The following is a 14324-nucleotide window of genomic DNA, read 5'->3' as shown; positions in this document are numbered from 1 at the left end:
GATGATGAGAATTAAACTGAATATATACATTATTTGCATTATTGTTTTTCTATTTTCTTCAGCAGAATGTATTTATTCACAGAAACTAAAATGGAATTTCGGTTTACCTCAGGAGCAAAGTTCCGAAGTGATACCTCATTCAAAACATTCATTTCAGACAGCTAAGCCTAAAAAGAAGGTGGTAGAACCCGGAGAATTGAGTCCGCTTTCTGATTGGGAATATCAACTTTCCAAAGGTTGGGAGATGATAGAAGGATATAAAGCTCGGGCAGCTGAAAAATCGGTATTTGCACAAGATTTAGATACAAGCGAATGGTATTCGGCAACAGTTCCCGGTACGGTATTAACTACATTGGTGGATCAGGGAGTATACCCTGATCCCTATTGGGGGCTTAATAATCTGTTGATTCCCGATACACTTTGCCGGATGGATTGGTGGTATCGAAATTCATTTAATATTCCCCGTAATAGCAAGGGAGAAAAAGTAAAATTGATTCTGAATGGAATTAATTATAAAGCGGAGGTATGGTTTAATCATCAGTTATTAGGGACCATGACGGGTGCTTTTGAAAGAGGAATCTTTGATATAACTCGTTGGGTAGATTATGACAAAAAGAATCTGTTAGCCATCCGTATTCTTCCGCCTAATAATCCCGGCATTCCTCATGAGGCAAATAAGAAAGAAGGAATTGGTCCCAATGGTGGGGCATTATGTTTAGACGGTCCTACTTTTATCTCTTCGGAGGGGTGGGATTGGATTCCTGGTATACGCGACCGAAATATGGGGATTTGGCAGGATGTCAGAATAAAATTTGGCAATGAACTCGAAATTGTTGATACGCACGTGATTACGGATCTGCCTTTGCCTGACACTACTTCTGTTAATTTTATTGTTAATACGGAGATTTATAATTCTTCTAAAACTGCGTGTACTGCTGATTTGCATTTTAATATTGGAGGAGTATCTGCTATTTATCCGGTTTCTTTGAATGCTAATGAAAAGAGGATGATTAAACTGACTCCTCGTGAGTGTAAGGAATTGCAAATGAAGAATCCACGTCTTTGGTGGCCCAATGGATATGGAGAACAGTATTTATATGATGCATCTTTAAGTCTGGTCTCGTCAGGTAAGGACACACTTGATGTTAAGAAGATGCGCATCGGTATCCGTGAGCTGGAGTATGAATTGTCTGCATATGAGGATAATTCTCCTGTAGTGCGGTTAAACTATAATCCGACTGCTGCTTTGCAGGATGGAAAACCAGTTTTTGATGCTGTGAAACGCAAAAGAACGGATAGTAAGGTTCGCTATACGAATTATGATGGAGAATTTGTACCGAACTTATTGAAACCGGTATCTTCACAGGGAATAGAGTTAATAAAGGATTCGCTGATGAAAGAATATATGGTGATAAAGGTGAACGGTCAACGAATCTATTGCAAAGGAGGTAACTGGGGTATGGATGACGGTATGAAGCGTGTTTCCCGGGAGCGATTGGAACCAGCTTTGAAGTTGCATAAGAATATGAATTACAATATGATTCGTAATTGGACGGGTGAGAGCACGGAAGAAGTGTTCTATGAACTTTGTGATGAATATGGCATGTTGGTGATGAATGACTTTTGGCTTTCAACAGACGGATTTAATCTTAATCCATTAGATTATCGTCTGTTCATAAGGAATGTGACAGAGACAGTACGTCGTTTCCGTAATCATCCTTCCATTGCTTTATGGTGTGCACGTAATGAGGGGTTTGCTCCGAATGAACTTGAATACATGTTGGCTGCTACTTTGGCTAAAGAAGACCGTAGCCGGCACTATACAGGAAATTCTCGTTCATTAAATAGTTCAGGAAGTGGGCCTTGGCGTTATCAATATGATGCCGGATGGTATTATCGTTCTTTGGCTGGTGGTTTCCGTTCAGAAGTGGGTACTCCTTCGTTACCAACGGCTGAAACCATTCGTGAATTTATGGCGGAAGAGGATACTTGGCCTATCAGTGATGTTTGGTATTACCATGACTGGCATAACCATAGATATGGTGACAAGACTTTTAGTGAACTTTATAAGGAAGGGATGGATCGTAAACTGGGACCTTCCGATAACTTGGATGATTTTTGCCGGAAAGCACAATTGATTAATTACGAAAGTCATCGGGCTATTTTTGAAGCATGGAATAGCAAGATGTGGAATGATGCTTCTGGAGTGCTACTTTGGATGAGTCATCCCGCATGGCCTAGTATGGTTTGGCAGAACTACAGTTCGAATGGGGAAACAGCCGGTGCTTATTATGGCACGCAAAAAGCGTGCCGTCCTCTTCATATTCAGATGAGTCTTAATCATCATAAAGTAGATATTATTAATACTACGCTGAAGGAATATCGGAATTTGAAAGTGGAAGTTGTGGTTTACGATAAAGTAGGAAAAAAGATACGCTCCTCACAACAGAAGGTAGCTCATGTGAAAGCTAATGTACTGACTCCTGTAATACAATTAGAGGATATAAAAGGACTTCCTGATTTCTGCTGGGTAAAGTTGGTGTTGACAACTAATAGCGGAAAGTTGCTTGATGATAATGTTTATTGGCTCAATCAGAAGGAATGGGACGGAAAAGTCTTGGCTAATTTGCCGGTTTCTTCGGTGAATGTTTCGGTGAAGAACTTCACGAAAAAGGCTAACCATTATGAGGGCAGGCTTATTGTGAAAAATCCGGGGCAATACTTGGCTGCTGCAATAGCATTGACATTAAGAGATGCGAAAACTGATGCGCCTATTCGTCCGGCTTATTTTGATGACGGATACTTTTATTTGATGCCTGGCGAATCTAAAGAGGTCCGTTTCCAAGTAGACTGTAAAGAAGGTATTGATAAGATGCTTTTACGGGTAGATGGATATAATGTTGAATTGAAAGATATATTGTTGAATAATTAAAGACTAGGTGTTATGTATAAGAAGGTATTAATATTATTGTTTTTTGTTCCTTTTCAGTTGTTGTTTGCTCAAACAAGTATGTTGAAGGACTTTCCGGAAGGTTCTACTCCGGAAGAAATTGGTAAACGATTGGCATATCGCTTTCTAACCGAGAAGCATGCACTCCATATTGGAAAATGGATTGGTTATCCGGAAACATTTTATTGGAACGGGGCTTTGCGATATGCTTATCTTGCAAAAGATAAGGAACTTCTCAATCGTTTGCAAGATAAGTTTGAGCCTTTATTTACTGAAGAGAAGGCGTTGCAACCTATTATGAATCACGTTGATGTAAATATGTTCGGTAGCTTACCTCTTGAGTTGTATCTTGTGACAAAAGATAAGAAATATTGGTATTTAGGGTTGCCTTATGCCGATTCTCAATGGAAAGTGCCAGCAAACGCAAAACCGGAGGAAAAAGAATGGGCTGAAAAAGGATATTCTTGGCAAACACGTTTATGGATTGATGATATGTATATGATTACCATTGTACAGACACGTGCTTATAAAGTGACGAAGGATAAGAAATATATCGATCGTGCAGCTAAAGAGATGGTGATGTATCTGGATGAACTACAACGTCCGAATGGCCTTTTCTATCATGCACCAGATGTTCCTTATTATTGGGGACGTGGAAATGGTTGGATGGCTGCAGGTATGACGGAGTTGCTTCAATGTTTGCCTAAGAATCATAAAGACCGTCCGCGTATTTTAGAAGGTTATCGGACAATGATGGAAAGTCTGAAGAAATATCAGAATCCGGAAGGTCTGTGGAATCAGTTGATCGACCAGTCTGATTGTTGGACTGAAACTTCAGGTTCGGCTATGTTTACTTTCGCATTTATCAAAGGGGTTAAGAATGGCTGGCTAGATGCAGAAGAATATGCTCCTGCGGCTCGTAAAGCATGGATGGCTTTAGTTTCATATCTTAATGATAAAAATCAGGTGAGAGAAATTTGTGTGGGAACGAATAAGAAGAACAGTAAACAGTACTATTATGATCGTCCGCGCCGTACGGGTGATTATCACGGACAGGGTCCTTATTTGTGGTGTGCTGCCGCTCTTATGGAAAAATAATCGTTTGGGTATGGGATCATAGTTGAGGCTTTGGAGAATTTCTGCCGATTTGGATAATTATTTCTATTTATAGCTCAATTTGTTTTATTCAATGTGGAGGATGTTCCCTAATTTTGCCTTAACAATTTAGTACAAATAGAATCAGGCAGGCTGATTCACATTAATATTTTATATGAGTCTGAAATATTTACTTTGTGGGATAGCTTTTGTAGCATGTGCTACTATTGCTAAAGCTTTTAATAATGTGCCGGAATCGATTTCGGCATCTATTTCCTTGAAAGTCCCGGGAAATAGCGCGAAATGTTATCCATTGACTTTTCAGAAGTCGCAGAATAATAACGGCACTTATTATTTGGAGAATTCGGAAAAAATACCGTTGACTGTGTCTCAAAACATAGTGGATGGTAACGATGGGATATGTATTAGTGTGTCTATCACTGCATTGGAAGATATTTACTTTAATTACAATCAGCAGGTGGCAACAGACTTCCGCCATAACGATTGCCTGTTCTATATGCCGGGATTCTGGTATCGGCGTAATCTGCGTTCGCCCAAAGAAGCCCCTTCATTCCATACTTCAGACAGTTGGATTGTAAGTGAGGACAGGTTAAGCGCACCTCTCACCGGGATTTTCTGTGAGAAGAAACAACGTTTTATGACTGTCAACAGATTGGATAAATTCGTAAATAACACGTTGGCTACTCATCGCGAAGGGGAGGTTATTCTTTCGGATAAGACTTCTTTGGGGTATACCGGATTTGAAAATAAGGATGGGGTTGCTACTCTTTCTTTCGGCTTTCCTTATCGGGAGGCCCCTAAAAGTTATATCCGTAAATTGACATTAGCTCCGGCTGTAACGGCTTATCAGCATCTTAGAAAAGGAGAGACGATTTTGTTGACTTGGCAAATTACTGAAGGTGAAGCAAAAGATTATTCTGATTTTGTGCGCCATACTTGGGAATATTGTTATGATACATATTTGCCCAAGCCTGTAGATGCTCCCTATTCAATTGAATATATGAAGCAGACTCTTAGCCAATTCTTTGTAAGTAGTTTTGTGGATAAATATCCGTTGGTATATAATTCGGGCATACATCTTAGAACAGATGCATGTACAAGTAATGGGCAGGCAGAAGTTGGTTTTATAGGACGTGTTCTTCTGAATGCATTCAATGCCTGGGAATATGGTTGGGAATGTAACCGGGAAGATTTGAAAGTTAACAGTACCAAAATATTCGATAGTTATTTGAAGAACGGCTTCACGGTAGCAGGCTTTTTTAAGGAATCGGTAAACTTTGATAAGAACTTTGAGGATCCTGTTCATAGTATCCGTCGTCAATCGGAAGGGCTTTATGCAATCTTCCATTTCCTGGCTTATGAAAAAGAAAAAGGGCGCAAGCATCCGGAATGGGAACAGCGATTGAAAAAAATGTTGGATATGTTTCTGCAATTGCAAAATGCTGATGGTAGTTTTCCACGAAAGTTCCGTGATGACTTTTCCGTTGTAGATAAAAGCGGGGGAAGTACTCCTTCGGCTACATTACCTTTAGTCATGGGATATAAATACTTTAAGGATAAACGTTACTTGGATAGTGCCAAGCGGACTGCGGGTTATCTGGAGAAAGAATTGATTTCTAAGGCAGATTATTTTTCATCTACCCTTGATGCAAATTGTGAGGATAAAGAAGCGTCACTTTATGCTGCAACTGCTACCTATTATCTTTCATTAGTTACTAAAGGGGAGGAACACAAGCATTATGCTGATCTGACGAAGCAAGCCGCTTATTTTGCATTATCGTGGTATTATTTGTGGGATGTTCCTTTTGCTCCCGGACAGATGCTGGGTGATATTGGTTTGAAAACACGTGGTTGGGGAAATGTTTCGGTAGAAAATAATCATATCGATGTGTTTGTATTTGAATTTGCCGATGTACTTCGTTGGTTATCGAACGAATATAAAGAATCCCGTTTCTCGGACTTCGCAGAAGTGATTTCAACCTCTATGCGGCAGTTATTGCCTTATGAAGGACACATGTGTGGCATTGCCAAAGTGGGTTACTATCCGGAAGTTGTCCAACACACCAGTTGGGATTACGGGAAGAATGGCAAAGGATATTATAATGACATTTTCGCACCCGGATGGACTGTTGCTTCTTTATGGGAACTGTTTACGCCAGGGCGTGCAGAGACTTTTATGGAAAAGTAATTATAATAAATTAATTTGTAATGACGTCTAGAAGAGATTTTCTTAAAAAAGCCGGGTTGATTACTGCTGCTTTTGCAGTTCCCGCTCTTAATGTGAATGGAAATACCACACAATCCAAAATGCGTCTGAAGAACACCAAGATTGCAGTGGACGATCAATGGGATGTTATTGTAATTGGTGGAGGACCTGCCGGGTGTACTGCTGCAATTTCTGCAGCCCGGGAGGGAGCTAAGACTTTGCTGATTGAGGCAATGGGACAACTTGGCGGTATGGGAACAGCAGGTATGGTTCCCGCATGGTGTCCATTCTCTGATGGTGAAAAGATTATTTATCGAGGCTTGGCTGAGAAGGTATTCGAAGCGTCAAGGAAAGGAGTGCCTCATGAGAGAAAGCAAAAACTGAATTGGGTGAACATAAATCCTGAATATTTGATGCTGGTTTATGACCGGATGGTAGCTGAATCGGGGGCAAAAGTCCTTTTCTTTTCGAGGGTTGCTGCTGTAGAGATGTCAGCTGATGATACGGTAGATGCTATCATTGTAGCAAATAAATCCGGGCTTGTTGCATTCAAAGCAAAAGTTTTTATTGATGCGACGGGAGATGGAGATGTAGCTACCTGGGCAGGTGCTTCATTTAAAAAGGGAGGTGAGGATGGTATACTGCAAAGTTCTACTTTGTGTTTCTCGTTTGCCAATGTTGATAGCTATAACTACAATCTCATAGGCCCTTCATTGCATACGAGTAACAAAAATAGCCCTATCTTTGACGCGATTAAGTCCGGGAAATATCCATTGATAGGCAGACATTTCAATAGTAATCTGATCGGTCCGGATGTGGTACAATTCAATGCAGGACACATTGATAATGTTGATTCGACCGACCCGTGGGCTACTACGCGGGCGATGGCTACCGGTAGGCAAATCGCTGAACAATACTTGGAGGCACTGAAAGAACTTCAGCCTAAAACTTTTGGTAGTGCTTTTGTCGTAAAGACTGCCTCTTTGTTGGGAGTTAGAGATAGTCGTCGGATTGAAGGGGATTATACGTTTACTTTCCAAGATTGGCTGGAACGTAAAACATTTGAGGATGAAATCGGACGTAATTGTTACTATATTGATGTTCATAAACCGGGACATAAAGAGACTCGTTACAAAAAAGGTGAATCTCATGGAATTCCTTATCGTTGCTTGACTCCTAAAGGTATGAAGAATCTATTGACCGCCGGACGCTGTATTTCTACTGATGAAGAAGCTTTTGGAAGCTTACGAGTGATGCCACCTTGTCTGGTGACTGGTGAAGCTGCCGGAATGGCGGCAGTACATGCTATTAAACAGACAAAGAATGATGTTCATAAGATTGATGTCGGTTTTCTACGCAAAAGATTAAAAGAAGAGGGACAATACTTTTTATAAATATGTTAAGGACAATTTTTATAGGATATTCGTCTTGACAAATGCTTTTTAATGTTGTATCTTTGTAGTACGAGCGTGAATATCCACTTTAATAAATAACAGATAAAAGAAGATGAAATTAATAACTTGAATGATATAATATTCTAACAAATTCGGACATGTTCCTTGATTAGTATCAGAAATGGTGTATCGGATATAGGCAAAAAGGCTGCAAATTTTATGAAATTTGCAGCCTTTTTGTTGTAAAAGATGGATTTGAAAACTCGGAAATCCGATCGTAGAGTTTCTAATAAACTCAGATACCGTTTTTAATAAACTACTCAAAAGTTTATTAAAAACGTGAGATCCGTTTATATAGAAAGTTGTTCATATTTTTATATATTCTCAAGTTTGCGTTTAGAACCTTCTTGGTCGAAGGTAACTATACTTAACAAGTCAGAAAGTAATCAAATGAGACAATAGCTTTCTTGTTGGCTAAATTTATACGTGAAGCTCCAGAACAAACCGCGCTCCTTTCGTGTAATTCGTATCCAGTGTCAGGCTTCCGTTCATCTTGGCAGCAATCAGTGAACAGATCGGTAATCCTAGTCCATCCCCTGTAGTCAGGTCTTTTACTTCTGTGAAAGGCTTAAAGAGATTTTCCTGTTGCTCTGCCGGAATTCCTGTCCCTGTATCCGTAACGATGAATTGGTGCGTGTGTGCTCCCCGTTTCTTGAATTCAAGACTGATACGACCCTGTTCGGTGTAGAAAGCGGCATTTTTCAGTAAATAGAGAAGAATGCGTTCCAACTGTTCCTTGTTTGTCTTTACCTGAAGTTTTGGTGCATTGACTGAAGATGTGACATCCGGTTTTATGTGTTCTTTGGCTCTATCCATCACATTTTCACAGAAAGTTCCCACATTGGTTTCACTTAGTTCATAGAACTCGGTTAGTGAGTTTTCCAAAGATGACAGTTCTTGAATATCATCACTGAATTTCTTCAAAGCTGCAACTTGTCCCTGCATTTGGGCAGCTTCTTGAGGAGCCCTCTGTGACAGTTCTTCGGCTGAAGTAGCCAGCGTATTCAGGGTAGGTTCCATTTGCGAAGATATATTCTGTATGAATTTGGTTTTTAGTTCATTGTGTTCATTGGCAATTTTCACGCTTTTCTTTAATTTACGATTGCCGGCGATGAATCGCAGCAATATCACAGCCAGTATTGCCAGGCCGGCTACCAATATAGCCACTAGCACACAGAGACTTATGATAATATACTGCTTGGCAGATAGTGAGTCGTCTTCCTCCTGTATGGTCAGTTGGCTTTCGTCATATTTTCTCTTCAGTACATTTAGCTCATCCTGTGCGGTTAACGTTTTTACAGAGTCTGTCCAGACAATGAAGCTTTCGTAAGTGCGTTCCATCAGTGGAGCATTGTTGCCTTTCCGTGCAATACTGATAAGGTTCTTGTAGCAATCGCTCACTTTGGCATAGGCTTTCTTTTCTTTATATTGGTTGATAAGTTTGCGGAAACAGGCATCGCCTTGTGTGTTCTGGTTGAAAGTATAATAATAGTTGGCTTTTGTATACAGCAGTGCCTCCGTTAGGGAGTCGTTCTTTGCAAGATTAGCTGTTTCTTCCAGTTTATCCAACTGTGTCTTTGCCTGTGCGGGGTTTTTCAGTGCGGTGTACATCTGCAATCGTTCCTTATTGATAAGGAAACGCAGGTCATAAAAGACTTTCTTTTTATTCTGTTCTCCGGTCCATAGAAGCTGCTCCATGTCACGGCAAAGCTCGAATCCTTCTTTATAGAAATTCTCTCTGACATATAAAGCATTGGCCTGAACACCACATTCTATTGCCTGTGGGTAGTTTTCGCGGGCGGCAAATGCTTCGTATGCTTTTTTGAATAAATAGCGCGCTTTGATATAATCTTTCTGTTTAAGGCTGCTCTGCGCTTGTTCCTTTAGCTCTGTAGCTCTGTCTTGGGGAGTTTGCGCAGAAGTCAGTATGGTGAAACAAAATATTATCAGGAGGCTTGTTATGGATGCTTTCATATTATTGCTTATTTGTTTGTCACAAATGTAAAACAAATATATGAAAAAAGGTAGCGTTCACGGTGAAATAATTTTTATCTGTTTATATTTACTGTGATTACCCTGCCCAGTTCTCTCTGTCGAGATTCCGATAACTGATGGCTTCTGCCAGGTGGCTGGGAAGTATTTGCTCTGTTTCTTCCAAATCGGCAATGGTGCGGGCTACTTTTAAAATCCGGTCATAGGCACGGGCGGATAAATTGAACCGTTCCATGGCGTTTTTTAATAACACAAGCCCTTTATCATCCGGTTGGGCATATGTTGCCAGCAATCTGCTGTTCATCTGTGCATTGCAATAAATACCCGTACATTCGGCATACCGTTTCTCCTGTATCTGACGCGCTTTTATTACTCGCTGCCGGATGATACTGCTCGACTCTCCCTGTCTTTGATCGGATATCTTGTCAAAGGGTACGGGAACTATCTCTATTTGAATGTCTATACGGTCTAATAACGGACCGGATATCTTATTCAGGTATTTTTGTACTTGTCCGGGACTGCATACGCATGCTTTTGTCGGATGATTGTAATATCCACATGGGCATGGGTTCATAGATGCGACAAGCATCAGGTTAGCCGGATAACTAATGGTGCTTTTGATACGGGAAATGGTGATGTGTCGATCTTCCAGCGGTTGGCGCAATACTTCCAACACGCCCCTGTTGAACTCTGGTAACTCGTCCAGAAATAAAACCCCATTATGTGCCAGACTGATTTCTCCCGGCTGCGGGAAACTTCCGCCACCAACCATTGCTACTTGCGAAATCGTATGGTGTGGATCGCGGAACGGGCGTTGGGTAATCAATGAGGACCCGCGTTGCAGTTTTCCGGCAACCGAGTGTATCTTGGTCGTTTCCAGACTTTCCCCTAATGAAAGAGGGGGAAGAATGGACGGGAGTCGTTTAGCCATCATTGATTTGCCACTGCCTGGAGCACCTATCATGATTAAATTGTGTCCTCCGGCTGCTGCAACTTCCAAGGCTCTTTTCACGTTCTCTTGTCCTTTTACATCTGCAAAATCCAGGTCACTATGATTCTGTTGTTGATAGAATTCTTCCCGGGTATTGACAATAGTTGGCTCCAGTTCGCGTTCGTTGTTGAAAAACTCGATGACTTCTTTGATATTACTGACTCCGTATACTTTTAACTGGTTGACAACGGCGGCTTCCCGTGCATTTTGTTGGGGAATGATAAGTCCCTCGAACCCGTCTTCGCGGGCTTTGATGGCGATAGGGAGTGCTCCCTTGATAGGCTGGATACTTCCGTCCAGACTTAGTTCGCCCATCAGTAAATAGCGGGAGAATTTCTCGGAAGAGATTGTTTCACTGGCACCCAGCAGTCCGATGGCAAGCGGTAAATCATAGGCTGAACCTTCTTTGCGGATGTCAGCCGGTGCCATATTGACTACTATATTGCTTGTGGGCATTTTATAGCCATTCACTTGCAATGCGGAGATAATGCGTTGATGGCTTTCTTTGACCGCAGAGTCCGGAAGGCCGACGAGATAAAACATACAGCCGCGCGAGCTGTTGACTTCGATTGTGATGAGTGTTGCATCAATCCCTTGAACAGCCGCTCCGAAAACTTTGATTAACACGTTTGCTTACAGGTTATTTTTTCTTTTTATTGTCTTGTTTTTCCTTTTCTTCAGCTGCTGTGACTACTTCTTCAATTTTCTTTTTCAGCTGCTCTCCTTTGAGGTTTTTTGCCAGAATCTTGCCGTCTGCTGCCAAAAGAATGTTGCTGGGAACTTGTTTGATAGCATATTGTTTGGCAACCTCGGAATTCAATCCACCAAAATCACAAACTTGTTCCCAATTTAGCGTATCGCGTTTAATAGCATCCTGCCATTCCTTCTTGTCCATATCAAAGGAGACTCCGAGCATAGCGATGTGTTTGTTCTTTTTGTACTTCTTATAAAGTTCTTTTAACTCGCTGTTGCTTTGATGATTGGAGATACTATCTGCCCATGAGGCCCAGAAGTTGATTAACAGATTCTTCTTTTTGAAATCTTCGGATGAACGGGTAATTTTCTCTCCTTTTATATTGGGCAGGCTGAAAAACGGAGCATATTTGCCTATCTCTGTTTTTTCGGACAAGGAGATAGCTTCGTTCAATTTCTCGATATATAGCTTGTCTTGCAGTATTCCTGTCATGACTTCAATTAATTTCTTTATCTTGTTGAAATCAGGAGAGTCTTTCTGCACAAAGTATTTATCCAACAGGTAAAGACTGACAAAAGAAGAATGATGTGTCCTGATGAATTCTTCCGCCTTTTGCTCTAAATCTTTTTCGGAAGGGTTGTTTAAACTACTCAGCTCTTTCTGAAAGGCTGTGAACTCTTCATTATATCTATTCCCGTTGATGTCCAGAAATTCGGGGTGGTCTATATTTCCTTTTATCTTGATTTGGTTTCCTTTATCGAGGAAGATCGGATATTCTATTTGGTTGTCAATCAGCAGATAGGCCGAAGTTATGGTATCTATGGAGGTGGTGTAAGAGAATTTGTCTCCTTTCGCGAAAATAGTATCTATCCGGTCAAAGGATTCGTCCATTCCGTACAAGTAGAGCGTATCTGTACCCAGTCCCTTGATTTCTCCGGTTATGCTTGTTTTCTTAGACGATTTGCCACAACCGCACAGACAGATGATTATGAGGATTAAAATGCTGCTCTTTTTCATTGCTTTGAATTCTTTTCTGCGAAAGTACGGTTTTTATGGATAAAAAAAAAGAATTGCCCGTCATTTATAATGACAGGCAATTCCTAATATTTAAAATAGAGTGGTAATTCTCTTATTTAATGATGCTCATGAAATCTGCATTTGTGAAGTATTTTGCAAATTCCAGGTCAGTAGCTGCTTTCTTAGCTAATGAAGAATCTTTAGCAACTGCGCTCTTCAAGCTGCTTGTTACCATAGAAGAATTGTTAGTTCTAGCACCTAAAACTGCCATCAGGTAGTCAGTGTAAGCATCCGGTCTTGTTACGTTAGCCAATGTATTTTTAGCTTTGTTGTAGTCCTTAGCAAGGATTTGAGCCAAAGCAGCACTGTTAGTCTTAGAGTCACCGAATGAGTTAACTGCTCTTTCATATTGACCTTGAGCGATGTACAGGTTACCCATAGATTCGCCAAGTTCTTTTGTTCCGGCAGCTTTACCGAAGTATGCTTCTGCAGCGGTTTTGTCACCCTTCATCAAAGAGATCAAACCTAAGTTCATGTTAACTTCAGGAGTAGCATTAACGCTGGCAGCTTTCTTGAAGTAAGATTCAGCTTTGTCAATGTTACCAGCTTGGTAAGCTAATTTACCCAAGTTGTTGTAACCACGGTAATCGTTCGGGAATTGTTTGGTAGCTTGAGTATAGATAGCTTCTTGTTTAGCAGGATCGCTAGTCAGTGTAGCAGCATACAGCAATTCTTCTACATTCAGTTCAGAAGGATTAGAAGAAGCCAGTTTAGTGATTTCTTCGTCAGACTTACCGATGATTTCATAGTTCAAAGTCAAACGAGAACGACGCAACTGAGGAAGAATAGTGTTAGCCAATTCTTTGTATACAGCAGAGATGTTTTTGATTTCGCTTTCTCTTTGAGCAGGATCTTGGTACATTGCAATAACGCGGAGGATCAACTCTTTGTCTTGGATGTTAGATTTAGAAACTAATTCTTGGAAACCTTCCCAGTCCTGTGCAGTATATTTAGCATCGATCGGAGCGTCGATTTTTGCTTTCTTCAGGTCTTTGCTCAACAGCTTAGTTGTGTTGTCTTCGCGGTTTTCAGCAAGAGTTGTATTCAAGCTTACACCACCATCAGGAGAAGCGTATGCAGAAACTTCGATGTTGCTGATCTTCTTGTTAGCAGCTTCGTTTACGTTAGCTACTTCTTTGTTGAATTCCTTAGCAGTCTTCAATTCGCTGGAACGAATGTTAGCCTGTTGGATCAAGAACATGATGTTAGCATCGTGTTTTTCTTTAATGATACGTTGGAAAGCGTCTTCGCCCAATGCAGGGTTAGCGTTACCTAATGTATTGTTTACTAATTCAGAAGTAGAAATTACACCATCAGCAATTTTCACAGCAGGAATAGTAACTACTTTCTTACCGATAGTAGCTTTGAATTCCAGGTACAATTCAGACTTAGCCATTTCCGGAACATAGTCGAAAGAAGTTTTCATAGTGTAGCTACCGCCCATCTTGTAAGAGATAGTCTGGTCGTTACCTTCCACTTTTTCACCTTGGAAAGTAGCTGGTTGGCCTTTAGCTTCGCCGCCATTCCATTTCAAAACCGGAGTAACTTCTACAACCGCTTTCTTGTTGAAATACTTTTCAGGAAATTTACCATTGATGGTCGCAGGAACTTTACCACCTACTGCCTCCAGCACTTGCGGAGTAACAGTGAAGTAATCAGCTGATAATTCACCCATTTTTTTGCTGCAAGAAGAGAATAATGCAACAACCATTGCCATGAGTAAAGGCAAGTACAACTTCTTAGTCATTTTAGGTATAAATTAAATGTTTGTAATTGAAATATCGTCTATTTGTCAACCTCCTTCTGCTCGCACAGAAAAAGTAACGCAAAGATATTAATTCTTA

Annotated in this window: 8 protein-coding genes; 4 read left to right on the top strand and 4 right to left on the bottom strand. The window is 40.7% G+C overall.

Features of this window, described 5'->3' with window-relative positions; all coding sequences use genetic code 11:
* The first annotated feature begins 4 nt into the window (after positions 1 to 4).
* The 4 genes from AB3G73_RS15195 to AB3G73_RS15180 all read left to right on the top strand — a co-directional run bounded on the left by AB3G73_RS15195 (position 5) and on the right by AB3G73_RS15180 (position 7666).
* On the top strand, positions 5 to 2932 hold the full coding sequence (locus AB3G73_RS15195) for a glycoside hydrolase family 2 TIM barrel-domain containing protein (protein WP_217721028.1): 2928 nt from the start codon (positions 5 to 7) through the stop codon (positions 2930 to 2932).
* Between the two features lie 12 nt (positions 2933 to 2944).
* Positions 2945 to 4048, top strand: coding sequence for a glycoside hydrolase family 105 protein (locus tag AB3G73_RS15190; protein WP_148365636.1), 1104 nt, complete (start codon positions 2945 to 2947; stop codon positions 4046 to 4048).
* A gap of 172 nt (positions 4049 to 4220) precedes the next feature.
* Positions 4221 to 6254, top strand: coding sequence for a hypothetical protein (locus tag AB3G73_RS15185; RefSeq protein WP_217720925.1), 2034 nt, complete (start codon positions 4221 to 4223; stop codon positions 6252 to 6254).
* A 20-nt stretch (positions 6255 to 6274) separates the two neighbouring features.
* Entirely contained in the window at positions 6275 to 7666 is a 1392-nt protein-coding gene (locus AB3G73_RS15180; protein WP_074558052.1) for an FAD-dependent oxidoreductase, read from the top strand.
* Positions 7667 to 8146: 480 nt separating this feature from the next.
* Here AB3G73_RS15180 and AB3G73_RS15175 read toward each other — a convergent pair whose 3' ends face one another.
* The 4 genes from AB3G73_RS15175 to AB3G73_RS15160 form a co-directional block, all read right to left on the bottom strand.
* The gene (locus AB3G73_RS15175; protein WP_367745182.1) at positions 8147 to 9700 is read right to left on the bottom strand and encodes a sensor histidine kinase; all 1554 of its coding nucleotides are present in this window, start codon (positions 9698 to 9700) and stop codon (positions 8147 to 8149) included.
* A gap of 97 nt (positions 9701 to 9797) precedes the next feature.
* The gene (locus tag AB3G73_RS15170; protein ID WP_074558049.1) at positions 9798 to 11336 is read right to left on the bottom strand and encodes a YifB family Mg chelatase-like AAA ATPase; all 1539 of its coding nucleotides are present in this window, start codon (positions 11334 to 11336) and stop codon (positions 9798 to 9800) included.
* 13 nt (positions 11337 to 11349) lie between these two features.
* Positions 11350 to 12420: a TlpA disulfide reductase family protein gene (locus AB3G73_RS15165; RefSeq protein WP_320978914.1), complete on the bottom strand. Its 1071-nt coding sequence runs from the start codon at positions 12418 to 12420 to the stop codon at positions 11350 to 11352.
* Positions 12421 to 12532: 112 nt separating this feature from the next.
* Positions 12533 to 14227 carry a tetratricopeptide repeat protein gene (locus tag AB3G73_RS15160; protein ID WP_074558046.1) on the bottom strand — a complete coding sequence of 565 codons (1695 nt, stop codon included), beginning with the start codon at positions 14225 to 14227 and terminating at the stop codon, positions 12533 to 12535.
* Positions 14228 to 14324: the final 97 nt, after the last annotated feature.

Source organism: Bacteroides sp. L008 (assembly GCF_040812255.1).
Taxonomy (GTDB): Bacteria; Bacteroidota; Bacteroidia; order Bacteroidales; family Bacteroidaceae; genus Bacteroides; species Bacteroides vicugnae.
Note: the sequence above shows the minus strand (reverse complement) of the source record. Positions and strands in the feature narration are given on the sequence as shown.